Origin of the sequence: Pseudomonas sp. P135 (genome assembly GCF_020312125.1) — a bacterium.
GTDB classification, from domain to species: domain Bacteria; phylum Pseudomonadota; class Gammaproteobacteria; order Pseudomonadales; family Pseudomonadaceae; genus Aquipseudomonas; species Aquipseudomonas fragariae.
Genome location: NZ_JAGPYR010000012.1, coordinates 144,902 through 164,878, shown reverse-complemented (window position 1 = coordinate 164,878; position 19,977 = coordinate 144,902). Strand labels below are relative to the sequence as shown.

The following is a 19,977-nucleotide window of genomic DNA, read 5'->3' as shown; positions in this document are numbered from 1 at the left end:
CGAGTTTTGCCTGCTCTGTATATTTACCCATGACGCCTCCAAAGGTTGCATCCAACCTTCGGGGGTCACACCAGAGCGTGAGGAACGATAGTCATCAGTTTCCGGGCCGTGCCTTTAGCCAAATTGCTCTGAAGCGCTTTTCAACCGCGATGGCACTGACGACGCAGAGTGCGACGTAAGTGACGGCTGAGGCCCGGATCAGTGTCAGGACGAAGGAACCCGACGAAGTCGGGCCGGAAACAGGAGCAAGGGGGTTTGCCTACTTTGGCCCCATCAAAGTAGGTCGCCGAGGGGCGAAAAGGTGAACTGAGCCGAACGTCAATCCAGCTGACATCGCAGAACAGCCGTGTGACGCAGAGCGTCACGAACTGCATGCCAACGCATTAGCACGATAGTCATTGTCCAGACGCCCCATTTTCAGGGGCTTTACTGGCCTCTTCGCGAGCAAGCTCGCTGCCACGGCCTTCGGCCAGAATCAGGAGCAGACCTGTGTATCGTCAGCTATCAACGGCCAGCGCGGGACTCACGGATGTAGAAGCGGGCCTTTTCGGACTTCTCGGTGCAGCCTTCAAACGCCTCGAACTGCTGCTGAGTCTTGGCCCCCGTCAGCAACGACAAGGCCTTGGAGTAACTGACCGTTCCGGCGAAGCCTTCAGCCTTGGCCAGATCCAGCTCATGCCAGGCCGCGTCGAGCTGAGTGGCACAGCTGTCGCGATATCCGGTCTTGCCAGCACAACCTGCAAGAACCAAAACAAGCAATGGCAGACAGATAAGGGCTTTCATGCGGGTGTTACCTCAAGAGAGAACAGGGAGTGTGCGGCTTTGACGGTGCGCGGCAGTAAAAGTGCCGCAGCACGGGGCTCTGCTCGCTTTTTTCATCTAGTGATCAGCGAGCAGACGATACCCTATTCCAGGCTCGGTGAGGATGAACCGCGGAGCGGTCGGATCGTCCGCCAGCTTCTGCCGCAAATGCCCCACCACGATACGCAGATAGTGACTGTCTTCAGTGTGCGTAGGCCCCCAGATATCCTTGAGCAGTTGCTGCTGGGTGATGACCCGCCCGGGATGCCGCGCCAACTGCGCCAGCACCGCATATTCCTTGCGGGTCAGCGCCACTTCGAGACCGTCGAGCAGCACGCGCCGATAGGCCAGGTCGACGGTGAGCGGCCCGAACTCAAGCGCAGATTCGGGCTTATCGCTGCCCGACGCCTGCCTGAGCAGCGCCCTGACCCGGGCCAGAAACTCCTGAATGCCAAACGGCTTGGTCACGTAGTCGTTGGCGCCGGCGTCCAGCGCCTGGACTTTCTGTGCCTCACTGGCGCGCACCGAAAGCACCAGCACCGGCACCGCCGACCACTCGCGAAACTCGCTCAGCACCTGTTGACCGTCCATGTCCGGCAGTCCAAGGTCGAGCACCAGCAAATCCGGTTTATTCAAGGCAGCCTGAGTCAGACCCTCGGCGCCCGAGGCAGCTTCCAGCACCTTGTAACCCTGCGACGCCAGACTGATGCGCAGGAACTTGCGAATCTGCGGCTCGTCGTCGATGACCAGAATGGTGGTCGCCTGGCTCAAGCGGACTCCTCCAGTTCCACATCCGGCTGCGCCTGCAGCGGCAGAAACAGCGTGATGCGCGTACCCAGCCCATCAATACCCTCCTCGACCGAAAGCCGTCCGCCATGCGCGCCGATCATGCCCTGACAGATCGCCAGCCCCAGCCCGGTACCCTGCCCGCCGCGATCGCCACGGGCAGCGGTGTAGAACATGTCGAAAATCTTCGCTCGTTCCTCTTCGGGAATACCGGGGCCTTCGTCACTGACCGAGAAAAACAGTTCACTGTCGACCACACCGGCCGCTACCTGCAAGCGTCCATCGACGGGTGAAAAGCGCGCAGCGTTCTCAAGCACATTGACCAGCGCCTGCTCGATCAGCGCCGCGTGCACGTACAGCAGCGGCAGCTCGCCAGTCACCTGGGTGCTGACCTGCAAGGGCGCCAGTACGGCACGCAACCGGTTGAGCGCGCTACCGACGATATCGGCGGGCGACACCCAGTCGCGGGCCAGCTTCAGCGCACCGTGCCCCAGACGCGTCATGTCCAGCAGGTTCTGGATATAGCGGTCCAGGCGCTCGGCTTCATCGCGGGTGCCTTCCAGCAGCTCGCGGCGATCCTCCAGTGGAATGGCTTCACCCAGGGCCAGCAGGCTGTCGATGCTGCCGCGCATCGAGGTCAGCGGGGTACGCAGGTCGTGGGACACCGAGGCCAGCAAGGCACTGCGCAGTTGCTCGGTTTCACCGTGCAGGCGCGCCGCCTCAAGCTCTTGCGCCAGTTGCGCACGGGCCAGCGCCTGCGCCAGTGGCTGGGTCAGTGCCGCCAGCAGACGTCGATGCTGCGCGGTGAACGACTGGCCTTCCCGCGCGCAGACCCCAAGTAGAGCCAGCGGCCCTTCTTCTGCGGTGATCGGCCACCACCACCAGCGTCCGGACGGCAAGGTGCCAGTGCCACTGCCCGCAGGTTGATCGTGCTTCCAGGCCCAGTCGGCGGCAGCACGCTCGGCTTCCGAGAAGGTCAGCGGCCCACCGGTTTCGACCACCCTGCCGCCCTCTCCGTCGCGGCCGACCAGGCACAAGTGCAGTTCCTTCCAGCCGGAAAAATGCTGCTCGGCGGCGCTGAATACCGCCTTGCGGTCGGTGGCGGCGGTCATCTTGCGCGACAGGTCGAGCAGTTCGCTGGTCTGTTCCTGGGTATCGCGCAATGCCTGCAACTGCCTGCGCTGGCGTGCTGCGAGCTTGCCGGTCAGGGCCGACATCAGCAGGAAGAACAACAGCGTCAGCACGTCTTCTTCGCGCTGGATGTTCAGGGAAAAGCTCGGCGGAATGAACAGAAAATCATAGGCCAGGAACGATAACCCGGCACAGGCCAGCGCCGGGCCCATGCTGCTGCGCACGGCGACCAGCAATACCGCAGCAAGAAAGATCAGGGAAATGTTCGGCAGCGCCAGCACGCCTGCAACGCCCCAGGCGACCAGACTGGCGATCAACGTGGCCGCGAAGGCCAGACCGTAATCGAACCACACGACTTCGCGGGCCGGGCGCGCACGCGGCGGCTGATCGGGCAGTTCCTCGCTGTCGTCGAGCACCGAGATTTCCAGCCCATGCCCTTCACGCAACAAGCGCGCCGCGACGCCGCCACCAAACACGCGGCGACGCCAATGCCGACGCGACTGGCCGACCAGCACCACGCTGGCACGTCGTTCGATGGCATGCTGAACCAGCGTTCTGGCAACCTCCCCGGCACGCAATGAAACCGCCTCGCCGCCCAGCCGCTCGGCCAGTTGCTGAGCGCTTTGCAGGCGCGCGCGTGACTGCTCGTCGAGGGTTTGCCCATCGTCCACATGCACGGCGCTCCATGGCAGATGGCGACGCTGGGCAACCCGACTGGCATGACGCACCAGGCGCTCGGCATGGATATCGCCATCGATGCCCACCAGCATCCGCCCGCGAACCGCCGGGGCCGACTGGCCCAATTGCCGGTAGCCCTGCGCCAGATCGTTATCGACCTGCGCCGCCGCTGTCTGCATGGCCATTTCGCGCAACGCGGTGAGGTTGGTCTGGGTAAAAAAGGCATCGATGGCCGCGCGCGCCTGCTCCGGCACGTAGACCTTGCCGTCGCGCAGGCGCTCCAGCAGTTCGCGGGGCGGCAGGTCGATCAGCACCAGTTCAAAGGCTTCCTGCAGCACCCAGTCCGGCAGGGTTTCACGCACCTGCACGCCGGTGATGCCGCGGACATGGTCATTAAGGCTTTCAAGATGCTGGACGTTGACCGTGGTGTAGACGTCGATACCGGCGGCGAGCAGTTCCTGAATGTCCTGCCAGCGTTTGGCGTGTCGACTGCCGGGTGCATTGGTGTGCGCCAGTTCGTCGACCAGCACCAGGCTCGGCGCAGCCTTGAGCAGCGCGTCGAGGTCCATTTCTTCGAGGGTCATGCCGCGATAATCAGTGCGCAGCAAGGGCTGTTGCGGCAGGCCGCTGAGCAGCGCCTCGGTTTCTGCGCGGCCATGGGTTTCGACCACGCCCGCCAGCACCTTTACGCCTTGGCGCAGCTGCGCATGAGCCGCCTGGAGCATGGCGTAAGTCTTGCCCACCCCTGGCGCGGCGCCGAGAAAAACCTTCAGCCGCCCGCGCCCCTCGCGGGGCAGCTGGGCCAGCAGTGCGTCAGCTCGACCGGAATCACTCACGTTGGTTACCACCCTCTTTCTGATCAGCTACAGCTTAGTGAATCTGCTGCGTACACGGCGCACTTTGTTACAGCTGCGCATTGCGCGGTGCAGACGGTAACTGATTCAGGCTCATATTCAAGGCCAATACGTTAACCACGGGTGGGCCGATCAGCGGACGCTGGGTATTGGCGTCGATCAGCGCCTGCACTTTGTCCAGCGGCAACTGCCGGGTCGCGGCAACGCGACCGGCCTGCCAGGCCACCGCTTCAGGCGAGAGGTGCGGGTCAAGGCCGCTGCCGGAGGTGGTCAGCAAGGCCATTGGTATCGGTTCCTGCGAGGCGTTGGCCAGTTTCGCGGCATCCTCTTTCACGCGTGTCGCCAGCGCCGGGTTGCTCGGTGCGAAGTTGCTTGCGCCACTGGCCACGGTCGCGAATGCGCCAGCCGAAGGACGCGACTGAAACCACTCATCGCCGGTGAATGACTGGGCGATCAGCGCCGAGCCGCGCACCTTGCCCGACGTGTCATACACCAGGCTGCCATTGGCCTGGGCCGGAAACGCCACTTGTGCCACTCCGGTGACCACCAGCGGATACGCCACACCGGTAATCAGGCTCATCAACACGATCAGGCTCAAGGCCGGACGCAATACATTGGACATCTGCACATCCTCAATCAGGTGAGGCTGCACGCCGACCGGCATGCAGCACAGGCTTCAAACAAGGCCGAGTGCGACCAGCAGCATGTCGATCAGCTTGATGCCGATAAACGGCACAACGATGCCGCCCAGGCCGTAGATCAGCAGGTTGCGACGCAACAAGTGAGCCGCGCTGGCCGCCTGTACACGCACGCCGCGCAGGGCCAGCGGGATCAGCACGACGATGATCAGCGCGTTGAAGACGATCGCCGAGACAATCGCGCTCTGCGGGCTGGCCAGCTTCATGACGTTGAGCACACCCAGTTGCGGGTAGATCGAGGCAAACAGCGCAGGCAGTACCGCGAAGTACTTGGCCACATCGTTGGCAATCGAAAAGGTGGTCAGCGCACCGCGGGTGACCAGCAACTCCTTGCCGATCTGCACCACGTCCAGCAACTTGGTCGGGTCGCTGTCGAGGTCAACCATGTTCGCCGCTTCGCGTGCCGCCTGAGTGCCGTCGTTCATCGCCATGCCGACATCGGCCTGGGCCAGTGCGGGCGCATCGTTGGCACCGTCGCCGCACATCGCCACCAGCCGCCCTTCGCCCTGCTCCTGGCGAATCCGCTCCAGTTTTTTCTCCGGTGTGGCTTCAGCCAGAACGTCGTCGACACCGGCCTCGGCGGCAATCGCTGCGGCAGTCAACGGGTTATCGCCGGTGACCATCACGGTACGGATACCCAGTTTGCGCAGCTCTTCGAAGCGTTCGCGAATACCCGGCTTGACCACGTCCTTGAGATGGATCGCGCCCAGCAACCGACCGTTGGCGCAGACCAGCAGCGGCGTGCCGCCGGTCTTGGCAATCTTGTCGACTTCACGGGCCAGTACAGGCGGCAGCTCGCTGCGCTGCATGTCGATGAAGGCCAACAGCGAATCCACTGCACCCTTGCGGTACACGTGGCCCTGATAATCAACGCCGGACAGACGCGTATCAGCGCTGAACGGCACAGCCGTCACCGAGCTCAGGGTCGGCTCGTTCATCGGGTGCAGGTTGCGCAGGAACTCGACGATGGATTTGCCTTCTGCCGTGTCGTCGGCCAGCGAGGCCAGCAAGGCACCCTCACCCAGTTCCTTGGCGGTCACGCCCGGTGCAGCGTAGACCGCGGCGCAGCGACGGTTGCCGAAGGTGATGGTGCCGGTCTTGTCCAGCAGCAGCACATGCACATCGCCCGCGGCTTCCACGGCGCGACCGGACTTGGCAATCACATTGAGGCGCACCAGGCGGTCCATGCCGGCAATGCCGATGGCCGACAGCAGACCGCCAATGGTGGTCGGGATCAGCGTGACCAGCAACGCCACCAGAAACACCAGCGGCAGGCTGCCACCGGCAAAGTGGGCGAACGGCTGCAAGGTGATGACCACCAGCAGAAAGATCAGGGTCAGGCCGATCAGCAGAATATCCAGCGCGACCTCATTGGGGGTCTTTTGCCGCTTGGCGCCTTCGACCAGCGCGATCATGCGGTCCAGTGTCGACTCGCCGGGGTTGGCGCTGATGCGGATCAGCAGCCAGTCGGAGACCAGCCGGGTGTTACCGGTCACGGCCGAGCGGTCACCACCGGATTCGCGGATCACTGGCGCGGATTCGCCGGTAATCGCAGCCTCGTTGACCGCCGCGATGCCCTCGATGACTTCGCCATCACCGGGAATCATTTCGCCGATCTCGACGCGCACCACATCACCCTTGCGCAACTCGCTGGCATTGATGATGCGCAGGTTGCCGTTGTCGTCCCTGATACGTGCCTTGAGCCCTTCGCTGCCCGCCTTGAGGCTGTCGGCGCGGGCCTTGCCACGGCCCTCGGCCAGCGCTTCGGCGAAGTTGGCGAACAGCACGGTGAACCACAGCCACAGGGCGATCTGCACGCAAACCGAAGTCGGCACCTGCGGGTTGGGGATCACGCACAACACGGTGGTCAGAATGGCGGTCAGTTCCACCACCAGCATGACCGGCGAACGCTTGAGCTGACGCGGGTCGAGCTTGACGAACGCCTGCACCAGCGCCGGACGCCACAGGGCGGCGATGCCGGTTTTTGCCGACTCGGTGGCCTGCGATTCAGTAGATTTCGCAGCAGCATTTTTTGCAGGATTAATAGGTAAGTTCATGATCGGTTCCTCAGAAACCCAGGCTCAGGTGTTCGGCAATCGGCCCCAGTGCCAGGGTCGGCAGGAAGGTCAAGCCACCCACCAGCAGAATCGTGACGGTCAGCAGGGTGACGAACAGCAGGCCATGGGTCGGGAAGCTGTTCTGGCCCTGCGGCGCGGCCTTCTTCATGGCCAGGCTACCGGCCAGGGCCAGCACCGGCAGGATGTAGCCGAAGCGGCCGATGAAAATCGCCAGGCTGAGCATCAGGTTGTGGAACACGGTGTTGGCACTGAAACCGCCGAACGCCGAACCGTTGTTGGCCGTGGCCGAGGTGTAGGCGTACAGCAACTGACTGAAGCCATGCGGGCCGGGGTTGCTGACGGCACCGGCCGGGCCGGGCAGGCTCGCGGCAATCGCGCCCAGCACCAGCACGCCGACCGGCATCACCAGCAAGGTCGCGACCAGCAGCCGGACTTCCTGCGCCTGCAGCTTCTTGCCCAGGTATTCCGGGGTGCGGCCAATCATCAGGCCCGCGAGGAACACGGCGATCAGCACGTTGAGCAGCATGCCGTTGAGGCCGACACCGACGCCGCCGAAGATCACTTCGCCGACCATCATGTTGACCAGCGCGACCATGCCGGTCAGCGGGTTGAGGCTGTCATGCATGCCGTTGACCGAGCCGTTCGAGGCGGCCGTGGTAGCGACTGACCAGAGCACCGTGCCGGTGGTGCCGAAGCGGGTTTCCTTGCCTTCCAGCGGTGCGGTCTGCTCGACACCGGCGATGTTCAGCGCCGGGTTAGGCTGGTACTCGGCCCACAGCGAGACCGCACCGCCGATCAGCAGCAATGCCAGCATGCAGCCGAGGATCGCGCGGCTCTGGCGCATGTCCTTGACGTAATGGCCGAAGGTGAACACCAGTGCAGCCGGGATCAGCAGGATCGACACCAGTTCGAACAGGTTGCTCCAGGCGGTCGGGTTCTCGAATGGATGCGCCGAGTTGACGCCGAAGAAGCCGCCACCATTGGTGCCCAGTTGCTTGATGGAAATCTGACTGGCCGCAGGGCCCATGGGCAGGCTCTGATCAGCACCCTGCAGGGTCAGCGCGTCGATGTAGTGGCCGAAGTTCTGTGGCACGCCCTGCCAGACCAGAAACACCGCCAGCACGATACTGATCGGCAACAGGCCGTAGAGCGTGGCGCGGGTCATGTCGGCCCAGAAGTTACCCAGGCTCTGCGATGAGCGACGACTGATGCCGCGACACAGTGCCACCAGTACTGCCAGGCCGGTCGCGGCGCTGACGAAGTTCTGCACGGTCAGGCCGACCATCTGGCTCAGGTAGCTGAGCGACGCTTCGCCGCTGTAGGCCTGCCAGTTGGTGTTGGCGACAAAGCTCATGGTGGTGTTGAAGGCCAGTGACCATTCCATGCCCGGCAGTTGCTGCGGGTTGAGCGGCAGCACGCCTTGCAGCATGAGGATGGCGAACAGCACGACAAAGCCCGCCAGGTTGAACGCCAGCAAGGCCCAGGCGTATTGCTGCCAGGATTGCTCGGTTTTCGGGTCGACGCCGGAGATCCGGTAGCAGGCGCGCTCGACCGGCCCCAGCAACGGGCTCAGCCAGGTGCGCTCGCCTTCCATGACCCGGTAATAGAAACGTCCCAGCCACGGCGCGGGCGCCAGCAGCAGGACCAGAAAGGCCAGGATCAACAGATAATCGTAACTGTGCATGATCACTCCTGGCTCTGGTCGGCGCGCAACAGCGCCACCAGCAGATAGATGAACAGCCCGACTCCCATCAACAGAGAGATACCATCCATAACGCTCATTGAAATTTCCCCCATCAGGCAACACCGGTACGGCGAAGGCCGCGTGGGGTGATTGTCCGCAGGCAGGGTGTAAAGGCGCGAGATCGACAGGCTGGCCGGGGCGTAAAGAAGCTGTAAAAAAGCGCTACAGCCTTGACGGCGCAAGGCCTTCACGGTCCTGCGGCGCTGTCATTTATGTCAGGTTCGCGTTAGGGGATGCAGGGGTATCGTGGTGCGGCGATCTTCAGGGAAAGGACTTCACCATGCTTCGCGACAATGGAAAACCGCCCGGCACCACGCCGCCCTCCCAGACCACACCCGCCACTGTCCAGCTGACTGCCAAGGAACGACAAGTCCTGGAATGGGTGGCGCTCGGCAAATCCGCCTGGGAAATATCACGGATACAAGGGTGTTCGGAAGCGACCGTGCACTTTCATACCAGCAATATCCGCCGCAAGTTCGGGGTGACGTCGCTGAAGGCGGCGCTGGTGATGGCGATCAGGCAGGGGGTTATTTTGGTGGAGTGATTAAAATCAAGACCGGGCGACGATAAGATAACTAGATCGTTACCCGGTTTTTGCAAGACCACTGCACATTCTCGCTACATGCCTTCTCCCAGATAACCTCTAATTTCACCTGCCGGCCTTTGAACTCTATTTATCTTATTATTGTTCCTGAGGTTGATGTTCTGATTGTCAGCATAGAGTTTTTTGTTAACGCGCACATGCTCTTCCGATTTTTTGAAAGTGGATCTAGCGTACGGGGTTATTGCCCGTGCCTTAGGGTTTTCCCGAGCAAATTTAAGAGATTTTTCTAGATCGTCATACCAGTCGTAGTTTTTCTTTGCGGTATCGTACGTGCTGCGAAGCGCAGAGCTATCAATCCCGCTATCAACAGCGTCATCCAAAGCGCTCTTACTCGTAATAAGGTTATTGTACGCTTTATCCGCGCTTTCCTTATGCCTCTGCACATGCGCTTCTAACCTCACAACATCTTTGCGCCTAATCCTTCTCAGATGTTCTGGTGCGCCATCGAAAGTACGGATAAGAGCCTTGGGAACATTCTTGACATTCGAACTGAGGGGCGCAGTTGCAAGTCTTAGAAAAAACCCCCAAGGAGTATGCCCCGTCGGATCCCGCCTACCCACCGGATTCCCCTCGACATACGCATACCCATTCACCCCGCCCTCGCCAAACGGACTCCAGCTATCAGGACTGTTGAAGCGCATCAACACCGGGCTGTAGGCCCGATAGCCATTGCCCAGCATTTGCCAGCCGGTATCCGCCTCGCTCAGTTCGCCGTTGAACCCCAGTCTGCTGTGCGGTGGATCTTCACCGCTGGCGTGGCCGTAGGCCGTATACCACCTCCGGTTGACCCCGTCGGCAGCCACCTCGCCCAGCACGCTATCGCTGGCGCTGGTGGCAAGCAGCAGCGTCCGGTCACCCTGCTGCTCGGCCAGCAGGTAGTCGTCGCCACGCATGAAGGTGCTCTGCCCCTGGCTGCCGAGTTGATTGGCCAGCTCTCCGTCGCGATAGAAGCGCAGGTCCCTGTCGCCGCCACGGGTCTCCCCGGTCAGTTGGTCCTGGGGGTCGTACTGGTAATGAATGCCGGCTGAGGGCGTGCCTACTTCGATCAGGCGGCCGAGGGGATCGTATTTGAGCGTGCGCCCGGCCTCGTCGATGTCCAGATTGCCGTCCGGGTCATAGCGGAGGTTGATTTCAGGCGGGTAGTACGCGTGGTTGGTGTTCGTTACCCGGCTCAACTGCACGGGATCGTCACCCTCGTAAAAATACCTGGCATTGTTGCTGCCGCCATCGAAGCGGGTGGTGACGAACGTCAGGTTGTTAGCGCCATCGAAAATGAAGTTCTGCCCGAGGAGGGTCCTGCCATAAGGGTCCACCGGCCGTTGAGTCCCTGTGCACTGGTATTGAGTCAGGCGACCGGACGTATCGTAGTTGTAGTGTTCGTCACGGAGTATTTCCGTGCCTTCGCTAAGGGTGCGCTGGACCATGTCATCCACATCGTCATAGACCTGAACCATCTGCTGCTCGACACCATCGAGGTCAAATGTACGCTTTACTTCTCGCCCCAGATCATCATATTCAAGGCTGATCGCGACGGTTCTTTCGCGGCTGCTGTCGGTTTGGTCGGTGGTGGTGATTTTCGCGAGACGACCAAACACAACGTCATAGGCAAACGTTGAATAAACCTCACCCAGCCGGGTTTCCTCGAGACGACCGCAGGTGTCATAGCGATTGACCTGTTCCTGTCCCAGTACATCGGTGTAAGACAGCAGCAGGCCCTGTCGGCTGTAGCTGTAGAACATGTCGTAGGTTTTGCCTGCTGAGGTGCGCTTCTCGCTTTTCAGCGAGCCGGTACTGTAATACTCGCGATCCAGTATCTCACCCTGCTCCTCGGAATGAATCAGACGAGCATTCTGCTTATCGTACGTGTAATCGGCAGCCACACCCGGCTCCGCGGTCCGGGCAGGCGCTGCCCCAGGCCCGGATTCTTTCAGCGGATCAACTTCGCGGGTGGTGTCAGGTTCGGGCTCAGCTTCGGACTGCACCCGGCGCCACGGCTCGTCGCCTACCTGGGGCTTGTATTCGTAATCGATTTTCCGCTTGCTGGGCAGGGTTACCGTTCTGGGTTGCAGCAGACCGACGTCGTAAACAAGCGTACGTTTACGCCCGCCGGTGACAGAACTGACCAGACGATCCAGCCCGTCGAACGACTGCTCTCCCAACACAATGCTTTTGCCGTTGTGCTCGATGCCGATACTGATGGGCAAGTCTTCGCTGCTGTGGCTTGCATAGCTGCGACGCACGATGGCCTCGCTTGGCAATGTGGACTCGATCACCCGATCAAAGACGTCGTAGACATAGGTAGTGCGCCGCCTTCTGTTTACCACCCCGACAATTTCCTCGACACGGCGGCCAAGGCCATCGTAATGGTACTGGCTCAGACTGACCGAGGTGCCGGCCTTATCCTGTCGCTCGCTACGGGTCGGCTGTTCGAACAGGTTCATCCAGGTCTCGGTGAACTCGCTTTTCCCTTTGCCATCGGTGCCTTCGATCCAGCTACGCTGAACAGGGCCTTGCGATTGCGCCGTACCAATGGGGTCGGTCTCTTCGAACGTCTTGATATTATCCGGGCCGGTGACGCAGCGCTGTTCGCCCCAATCGTCATATTCGTAGACGCTCTTCAGCGCCAGATCCTGCTGACCAAGCCAGTCAAACTCGGTCTCGTTGACCATGAGCCCCCATGCGTCGTAAACGGCAGCGTAGGTCTGTCGAGGTTTGTCGACGCGCGCAGGTTTATCTGCGTCATCCCGCTCCTCATGGATGACTCGGTTGAGGCCATCAAAGTGACTGCAGGTTTTGACCCCCTTGACGTCGATGAGCGTCTGCGTGGCCTGATCGGTGGCCTTGGCACAGAGCTGATACTCATAACTTCTGGTCGCCTGGTAGATATCATCATTGGGCGCCACCGTTTCACTCAGTACACGCCGCAGGCTGTCGTAGACATAACGGATTTCCACGTTGTTGTCGTCGCGATTGAGCAAGGGTTCGCCGTTGAGCAGAGAATCCTCCAGGGTAATGACCTTCTTCGCGCCATCGAAGCCGGTCACGGTCTGTACGGTTTGCAGCACAGTCTTGCCATAAATCTCGCTGTCAGGGGTGCTGTAGGCATACTCTGTGCTGGTTGCATTCTCGCCCATGATCACCCGTTGCAGTTTGAGCCGACCGTGCAGAAGTGCGTTGTTCGGCTCATCGAAATATTCATAGGTCGTGAGGCGCTGCTCGTACTCATCTTCAGGGGCCTGCATCAGTAACGTTTCGCTTTGCGGTGCAAGCCATTGCTGCAGCTGACCGCCATCCACAGCAGGCAACGCCGTGTAGCGATAGCGGGTGATCAGGACCGGGGCATTACCGTAGTCGGACGCCGCCGGGATGATCTTGCTGCTTTTCATCCAGCGGACGAAGCCTTCAGGGTCTGGCGGGCAGCCATCCTCGCCGGCGGCCGGATACCACTCACTGACCTCGACCATACCGTTGGCCTGAGTCTGAGTGAGCAGATTGCCGTCTTTGTCATAGGTGCTGCTGACCATTTCACTGCGCGGCACACTGCCGTCTGACGACAGCCGCCAGGTGGTCTGGACCTCCTTGGGTAATTGACAGTAGGCAGGCTGAGTAAAAAAGGGTTGTCCCGGCACGATGTAGTACCGAGTGTCCACCTGCATGACGGTAAGGTTCTTGCGCGTGGTTTCCCGAGTGAGCAGGTGAAACTGGTTGAAGGTCCGTTCGATACTGCGCTCGGCATCAGGCTTGCCCGCGACCTGGACACGCAATGTCTCGGTCGACGAATATTCGTACAGCTCCGCCCCGAGATAGCGATACAGATTGTCCAGACCATTGTCTTCCCAGGCGATATCCAGCCCCGCGCCCAGGAAGTTGCGCTCGCGCCCGGCGCTGTCCTGGTAACTGTAAAAAACGTCCATTTGCGCCTGCCCCAAGCCCGGCGTCGTGCGATGGCGCGTGACTCTGGGCAGAGGGGGACGTGCCGCCCTCGCAGGAAACTGATGGCCGCCGTCGGTATAAAAGATCTCTTCCCGACCGCCAACGGGTGTTTCTACCGACGTCATGCATAGATGCTCACGGATCAGGCTGTATACAAAACGCCACGAGGCAGCATTGTCGGTCGGCAGCTCGATACGGTTGACACGGTGATCCGATCCGCCCAGCACCATCTTGAATGTCGCATCCGGGCCTTCGCCAGTGGTCATGCGCAGCGTCACCGCCGTGTCTTCGCGGCTGATGCCGAGCAGAAGCTGACCCGAGTCATCCGTTACTTCGCTGAGCATCTGATACCCGCCGAAAGAGGCGTAATCCAGCGTGACACTGTGACCTTCCGGGGCGAATACGCGCACCGGCAGTGCGACCCTGTTGGCCCCGCTGCCACGCAGTTCGAGCAGCTCCACCAGACCGGACTTGTGCATCACCCTGAAATGGGTCTCGTCCTCCTTGTACAAGTGAAAACTGTCGATTTTCTTTTCCGACATCAGCATCTGGTCGTCGCTGGTGCCATCGACCTTGAATGTCTCGCCGCTGCTCAGCGACACGATCTGGTTACCCGGATCGTACTGCGACAACTGCAGGTTCCAGCCCAGACCAAAGCCGCTGTCCTGGCGGTTGAGAGGGTTGTAGTTAAGTGCCAGTGGCATACCCGGGCCACGCAATCCGTTGGTCTTGACATCGGGCAGGGTGATCGCCACCGTGTATTGCCCGGTACGGGGGTCAACGCCGCTCTGTACATAACTCAGGAAGTTGAACGCGTTGGAGTGTACGGAAGTCGATGCTGTCATGATCCATGAACCTCGAACTTTATAGAGTGGGATAACCGTCACCCCGTGCGGGTGACGGTCAAGCAGGCTTGACAGGTCCAGTGTTACCGAGGACTAATCCGATACATCGACACGGACGCAGGACAACTTGCCTTTTATGTTTTCATCACCGCTATATGCCTGGGTCACAATAATGCCGCGACTGATGATGGTGTCGATCGGTTTGCCTCTGAGCTGGTCGATGGAGATCCAGGGTGTTGTAATGGGGTCAATGTAGGTCTCGAGTTCAAATACCCAGCCTCCCTCTTCATCACAATCTCTGGACTCCAGGCGGATTTTTACTGCGGAGCGCACGTTATCCAGCTTGAAATAACTCATCTGATCGTTCGTGCACGCATGATCGCCCCTGTTGAGATAAACCACGTCGTCCTGGGCGGTAAAGGTGCAGTTCTTGCCTCCGCCATCGTCATTTTGTGCGAGCATGATGAGTCGGATCGCCTGTGCCGGGGGCGCAGCCTCCGCCCTTTGGAACGGGGCGAACGTACAGCCTGTCAAACCTGCAAGCGCCATGCAGGCAAAGGTTTTACTTAGCGCATTCATGATAATGACTCCCTGTCAGTTTGTTGCATCAATGCCTCATTCGGACCGAGTTGCCGAATAGAAGGTATGCATGAGACGGTTGCGCCTGCCGGGGCCCTCGGCCAGAAAACTGATTCGCCGTTTATGGGCATTGCCCTGCTTATCGATCAACAGGACGGCTAATGTTCCCGTCAACTTGTCGCGTGCAGGATGACCTTTCGGGATGAATTTAAGACCCCGGAGGCGGTGCAGGCTGATGATCAGTTTGCCGGTCTCGAATAGATCCATATTGACGTCGATGTCCAACGAGTGATCGGCCCCCATCACGTCTTTGAGCGCTTCGTCAAAGTGCACCTTGCTCACATCGCCGATAACTTCCGGGTCGTCGAAGATAAAACCCGTCCAACTGAACATTTTTTCTTCTACCTGTTCGCTCTCCCAGAGAATGATCGAGGTATTGATCACGTCACTGCCAGGCTTGGAGGGCATAAACTTCAGCCTCTCGAAACCTACCCATTGCTGGGTATCGGGGTTGACGACACTCAGCTTCCAGTAATCGATGGTGTTGAGATTGAAGTCGAAAGGGTCATCCTTATCCCCTTCCTCAGGCCGCTCAGCCGAAGGATCTCCGCCTGACCCCTCGGCACGCCGCGGAATGAAGTTGTAATTCTGGTTATCGAACGAGGGCAAGCGTCGCGGGGTGATTTCGACCGTGCTGTTCACTTCTTCATACCGCACAGAGTTCCACCAATTGTCGTTGGCATCCTGAAATCTCGCGTAGAAGACGCTGACTGAACCCGATTCCTGTCGACTGTGCAGATAGAAGTCCTGCACGACTGGCCGTGACGCATCCAGGCCCGGCTCAGCAGCGAAAACGCCGGCCCCGGACAACTCGAAGCGGTTATGTTGACTACGCACGCGCCACGTCTGCTCATCATCTTCAGACATGCCATCGAGATGGAGGGCTACTGTCTCGATTTCTTGCTGGGTGCCATCGTCTACCAGGCGCATGGTGAGCCTTTCGGCGGGGCTCAGCTCGTAATCGACACCGTCGACCGGCATCACCTGGGTCTTGATCTGCAGCCTGAGTTGCTGATAGCCATTGGGGTACAGAATACCCGTATTATTTTCAGTCGATGGCGAGCCGGGGACCGTGATGGTAAACATCGACAGTTCGGTCCAAGTACCTTCATCGATGACTTCGGACAATTCGATGACGCTATAGCCACACGCCAGAACCACCCCGTTGTTCACCACTTCACAGCTCACCACGCTACTGGCGACAAGCGCCTGGTCGGGCGGCATGAAAAGCCCCTGCCGATCAACAGTGCCGGCCCCACCCACCACCTTCCAGCGTCGCTCAAGCCCGGGCAGCAGTGAGCGGTCATCCTGTAACTGCACCGCTACCTTTGGTCGTGCTCTGGGTACAAAAGCCGGCTCGATGTGCAGCATTTGCTGCCCGTTGGCGACAAGCACCGTAGCGATGCCAAGGTCATTGCCCGACGCCTCTATCTGTTGCACGGCCAGCGCTCTTTTACCGGACCTGGCATCCGGACTGAAGAGCGCGCCCTTGCCGACCTCACTCAACCTGCCAAGCTCCGCCCCCAGCAGCGCCCAGCTCACCGGGCTGCCGTCATGCGTCGAAGCCGCCAGCGAGACCGGTTGCAGCGCAGTCCCCCCTGGCACCACCGTTACACGTGGCGCCAACTCCAGGCTCCGCGATACCACACTCACCAGCGCCGAGACCTTGACGACAGCGCCTGACTCTTGATAGACGGCAGTGATCACGACGCGCAGCGCGTCATGGCCGATAGCCTCAAGGCCCGCCGCCGTGTAAACGCCGCTGGAAGAGATGCTGCCGCTTCCGGCAGCCACGTGGCTTTGAATGCTTAATGCACTCCAGCTGGTGGCCGGTATTTCTTCGCCTTGCGGGTTGTGCAGGACAAAGCGCTGGGTCTGCCCGGCCGTTACAGTCGAGAACAGCGGTGTAATGCTGGCCTGTGTTGAACGAAGGCTGCCAAACAACAACAGGTCGTGCGGGCAGTGTCGCTCAAGCGGTTCAAATACTCGTCCACCGCTGAACTTCAGGCTGTCCAGCACCTGCAAGCGTTCACGCTCGATCATCGACTGAGTCTCTTGCGAGAGCATCAACACCGTGCCGTATGCTGGCTGACTGTCTGCCCCGCGATCATCAGGTATCGGATAAACGAAATTATCTGCCGACGGAAACAAGCCTTCAGCTTCGCTATCCTGCGCTTGCATGAACAGCATAAGCGCGCCATCACCCGCGTTGTCCATGCGCGCGTCGCTTGAACGCGGCGCGGCGCGGGTAAGGAGCCGCAAGCGGGTTGGCGTCTGAACATGATAACGATTGAGCTGTGCCTGCAGGACTGAGAAAACCCGGCAATGAAGCGCAATCTGCTTGAACTCCCGGGCAAAGAAATCTGCCAGTGCCTGATTGATCGCATCATCGACGCCGCCCAGATTACAGGCAACGCCAGCCCCGTCAGCCAGATCGAGCAGCACATGCCCCTCCTCTCCCACGAAGAGATCGACCGTCATCGCCAGCCTGAAGCCCATGGGCTCGCTGATGATGAAGCTGCCGGACACGGTGGTTGCGCTGCCCTGCGGCTGATGCAAGCCGCTGTAACGGCCCGACACGATGTTCATCGTGACAAGAACACTGCTGGAGCCCGCCGAGTCAGCCACAAACGACAGAACCGGCACACCCAGTACGACCTGCTTCAGACGAACAGTGTCGCCTTGTCGCTCATCCACCACAATTTCACCGGTGAACAACGGCAAGAAGGCCAGCTCCCGATAGCGCTCGATGTATTGCTGCTCGATATGCCGGTTGAGATCGCTGCGACTGACCGCCGCGACGGCTCCCCAGCCCTGGGTCAAGGTACCTGCACCGGCTTGCTGCACAATAGCGCTCAGTGAACGGGGCATTGTATTACCCGCCGTGCCCAGCGCGGGGCCGGTCAGTGCCTGCAATACACCGGAGGAGCCACTCAATGGCAGCGGCAGAATCAGGTGTCCGGCCATCGTGCCAAGGTACTCGTCCATAATTTCTGCGAACACGACAACGAAGCGTTCGGGTGCGTTGGAATCGCTGCTGTACACACCCGCGGCGTCTATGGAGCCCGGCCCGCTCAGACGCCAGGTGACTGGAAGCTTGTGGCCATTGACGACGACTGTCAGCTCGGCACGCTGGTCATTGACGCTGGCAAGCGTGATGGGCAGCATCGGTGAGTGGCGAAGAACCAGTACCTGGATTGATTCGGTGTGCTGGTCATCGCTGACCGTTATTGTGTCAAGGACATAGGTATTCCCTGCCCCCCCTGCACCGGCGACGTAAAATTTTTCATGCGGCGCATCGACGCCATCCTCAAGCGTCCCGCTTTGTCCGGGCACCGGATCGACCACCGTCCATTTCAGGTTGCCTGCGCGCGAACTGCGTGCTGAAAGCGCTATCCGTTGACCGTAATTACACACCTGAATCAACGGGCTGACGCTGACGCTGCTGGTGAGCACCGTCAACACTGCGGTACTGCCATGCCCCGACACGGGGTCCATCGCCTTGATCAGTACACGCTGAAAACCCTGCCTCACGGGCAGTGCTGCGGGAGCCACATACCGACCCTGCGCATCAATTTCCCCCAGACCGTCAGTACCGCCATCCAATGGATTTGCCAGCGACCAGACGATGCCCGGGCGCGCAGGCCGGGTGGTCAATTGCAGCGTTTCGCCTGTACTGATCAGTGCCTGTTGCTCGACGATACTGAACGTGGACGCAGCGGGATCGATACGACCGAACAACGCGAGGTCATAAGGCAGACGTTTGAGTACGGGTTGCAGCACTTGCTCGTCAGGCAATGACCAGCCGGCCAGAAAGCGCTCGGCGCCGGTGGCATCCAGGGTTTTGCTCAACCCTTGAAGCAAGGCGTGTTTGACGGTATAGGCCACGAAGCCGTTGATCTGCTCAAGTTCTCTGGCACTCAGGTTGTCCAGCGTTCCTGGAGCGGCGCTGACTTCATGGTCGAAGAGGTAAGGTGCATAAAGATGCCCTTCCACTGCCTGATCATCTGACTCACTTTCAATCAGATGAAACTCGTGCTTGAGGCTGATGTTGAAGGTGGCGTTGTGCGATTGCCATTGATCGCTGTCCAGCGCCCTGTAGCGAAAACCCAGCGTGCAGGGGAATTCCCAGGTCTGCGTAGTCTGGGCGTACTCGAAATCAATGGTCAGGGGATGCTGGGCGTTGAAGGCCTGGACACTGAAAGGTTCGGATTCGAAGACAAATTCTGCGCTCCGGTAGTCTCCGGCCGGTACTGCAAAAGTACCGGCCTGAGCGACCATTCGCTGCAGCGGTTTATCCTCCGGAACGATGAAGCTGAAGTCGGGCGCTTGCAGCATTTGTATCACCGCACCACCAAAGGCAGCGCGGTGCAGCGCGTGGGAGGAAAACACGGCGGTCACCGAGTACGAATGCTGAGCATCGTTGGGAATCAGGTAACGAAAGTCAGAATCGCCATCCGGAATCCCGCCCGTCACCCCGTACTCCAGGGTCGTGAACAGCAACAAGGCGCCTTTTTTATGGACCGATACAGCATCGGGGCTTTCCAGCTGTGACCGCACATCAATTCTGCGCACGTTGAGCAATTCGTTGCTCTGCTCATTGAAAATACCCAGCCTTAACCTCTGCTCCTGATTTTCAGGGTTGCTCAACCAACCTTGAAAAAACTCGCCGATCTTGCTGCGTTCAGTAGAACCGCCCGGAAAATCCAGCGAAAGGTTTTTAGCCAGGCCAAGCTCTACCACCAGATCCGCGCTTTGACTATTCAGTTCCAGATCGAAATCCAGGTCCGGCGCGTTCAGCGGATCGTAGGCAGCGATTCTGTGAACATTGTGCTGTCCCTGAGCGCTCTCTACCACGGTATGCATGCCGGCGATAACTGGCAGGCGCCAGGCCAGCAGGGAATGTCCCAGAACACTGTCCTTGAACGACAAGGTCGGCGCCCCGAGAACACAACCCGAGAAAAAATGAGCATCATGCGTATCGGGAATCGTGATACTTCCGTCCGGCACCGGACGCGACAGCCCCTGAGCCACACCCTGTTGGTAAACATGTTCCAGCAGCTCGTTGACCTTGTCGCCATCCAGAGCAATGATCGCGTCCCAGCCTCTGAGACGCGTGGTATTTTTCATCCATGCCAGCAGACTTTCCGCTGAATAACCAGCCATGACATCACCTCCTGTGATGT

Annotated in this window: 11 protein-coding genes; 1 reads left to right on the top strand and 10 read right to left on the bottom strand. The window is 60.0% G+C overall.

What is annotated here, in order from left to right:
- Positions 1-504: 504 nt before the first annotated feature.
- The 7 genes from KBY08_RS18290 to kdpF form a co-directional block, all read right to left on the bottom strand.
- Positions 505-783, bottom strand: a complete 279-nt coding sequence (locus tag KBY08_RS18290; RefSeq protein ID WP_003316607.1) for a lipoprotein — start codon at positions 781-783, stop codon at positions 505-507.
- Between the two features lie 96 nt (positions 784-879).
- Positions 880-1,572 carry a response regulator gene (locus tag KBY08_RS18285; RefSeq protein ID WP_003406067.1) on the bottom strand — a complete coding sequence of 231 codons (693 nt, stop codon included), beginning with the start codon at positions 1,570-1,572 and terminating at the stop codon, positions 880-882.
- Positions 1,569-4,232, bottom strand: a complete 2,664-nt coding sequence (locus tag KBY08_RS18280) for a sensor histidine kinase (protein ID WP_225651232.1) — start codon at positions 4,230-4,232, stop codon at positions 1,569-1,571. Before KBY08_RS18280 ends, KBY08_RS18285 begins: the two co-directional genes overlap by 4 nt.
- 67 nt (positions 4,233-4,299) lie before the next feature.
- Positions 4,300-4,872 (bottom strand): potassium-transporting ATPase subunit KdpC, encoded by a 573-nt coding sequence (gene kdpC / locus KBY08_RS18275; RefSeq protein WP_225651231.1) that lies wholly within the window; start codon positions 4,870-4,872, stop codon positions 4,300-4,302.
- A 54-nt stretch (positions 4,873-4,926) separates the two neighbouring features.
- The gene (kdpB, locus tag KBY08_RS18270; RefSeq protein WP_024641357.1) at positions 4,927-7,005 is read right to left on the bottom strand and encodes a potassium-transporting ATPase subunit KdpB; all 2,079 of its coding nucleotides are present in this window, start codon (positions 7,003-7,005) and stop codon (positions 4,927-4,929) included.
- A gap of 10 nt (positions 7,006-7,015) precedes the next feature.
- Positions 7,016-8,710 carry a potassium-transporting ATPase subunit KdpA gene (gene kdpA, locus KBY08_RS18265; protein WP_024660645.1) on the bottom strand — a complete coding sequence of 565 codons (1,695 nt, stop codon included), beginning with the start codon at positions 8,708-8,710 and terminating at the stop codon, positions 7,016-7,018.
- Positions 8,711-8,712: 2 nt separating this feature from the next.
- The gene (gene kdpF, locus KBY08_RS18260) at positions 8,713-8,808 is read right to left on the bottom strand and encodes a K(+)-transporting ATPase subunit F (protein WP_003406089.1); all 96 of its coding nucleotides are present in this window, start codon (positions 8,806-8,808) and stop codon (positions 8,713-8,715) included.
- A 242-nt stretch (positions 8,809-9,050) separates the two neighbouring features.
- Here kdpF and KBY08_RS18255 point away from each other — a divergent pair, with 242 nt between their 5' ends.
- Positions 9,051-9,314, top strand: a complete 264-nt coding sequence (locus tag KBY08_RS18255; RefSeq protein WP_003406091.1) for a LuxR family transcriptional regulator — start codon at positions 9,051-9,053, stop codon at positions 9,312-9,314.
- A 74-nt stretch (positions 9,315-9,388) separates the two neighbouring features.
- Here KBY08_RS18255 and KBY08_RS18250 read toward each other — a convergent pair whose 3' ends face one another.
- The 3 genes from KBY08_RS18250 to KBY08_RS18240 all read right to left on the bottom strand — a co-directional run bounded on the left by KBY08_RS18250 (position 9,389) and on the right by KBY08_RS18240 (position 19,957).
- Positions 9,389-14,152, bottom strand: coding sequence for an RHS repeat domain-containing protein (locus KBY08_RS18250; protein WP_225651230.1), 4,764 nt, complete (start codon positions 14,150-14,152; stop codon positions 9,389-9,391).
- A 93-nt stretch (positions 14,153-14,245) separates the two neighbouring features.
- Positions 14,246-14,731 carry a hypothetical protein gene (locus KBY08_RS18245; RefSeq protein WP_024651635.1) on the bottom strand — a complete coding sequence of 162 codons (486 nt, stop codon included), beginning with the start codon at positions 14,729-14,731 and terminating at the stop codon, positions 14,246-14,248.
- A gap of 36 nt (positions 14,732-14,767) precedes the next feature.
- Positions 14,768-19,957, bottom strand: a complete 5,190-nt coding sequence (locus tag KBY08_RS18240) for an imidazole glycerol phosphate synthase (protein WP_225651229.1) — start codon at positions 19,955-19,957, stop codon at positions 14,768-14,770.
- Positions 19,958-19,977: the final 20 nt, after the last annotated feature.

Excerpts from the sequence above, each read along its gene's own strand:
- KBY08_RS18290 (WP_003316607.1), bottom strand. The coding sequence starts at position 783 with ATGAAAGCCCTTATCTGTCTGCCATTGCTTGTTTTGGTTCTTGCAGGT.
- kdpC (WP_225651231.1), bottom strand. The coding sequence starts at position 4,872 with ATGTCCAATGTATTGCGTCCGGCCTTGAGCCTGATCGTGTTGATGAGC.
- kdpB (WP_024641357.1), bottom strand. The coding sequence starts at position 7,005 with ATGAACTTACCTATTAATCCTGCAAAAAATGCTGCTGCGAAATCTACT.
- kdpA (WP_024660645.1), bottom strand. The coding sequence starts at position 8,710 with ATGCACAGTTACGATTATCTGTTGATCCTGGCCTTTCTGGTCCTGCTG.
- kdpF (WP_003406089.1), bottom strand. The coding sequence starts at position 8,808 with ATGAGCGTTATGGATGGTATCTCTCTGTTGATGGGAGTCGGGCTGTTC.
- KBY08_RS18255 (WP_003406091.1), top strand. The coding sequence starts at position 9,051 with ATGCTTCGCGACAATGGAAAACCGCCCGGCACCACGCCGCCCTCCCAG.
- KBY08_RS18250 (WP_225651230.1), bottom strand. The coding sequence starts at position 14,152 with ATGACAGCATCGACTTCCGTACACTCCAACGCGTTCAACTTCCTGAGT.
- KBY08_RS18245 (WP_024651635.1), bottom strand. The coding sequence starts at position 14,731 with ATGAATGCGCTAAGTAAAACCTTTGCCTGCATGGCGCTTGCAGGTTTG.
- KBY08_RS18240 (WP_225651229.1), bottom strand. The coding sequence starts at position 19,957 with ATGGCTGGTTATTCAGCGGAAAGTCTGCTGGCATGGATGAAAAATACC.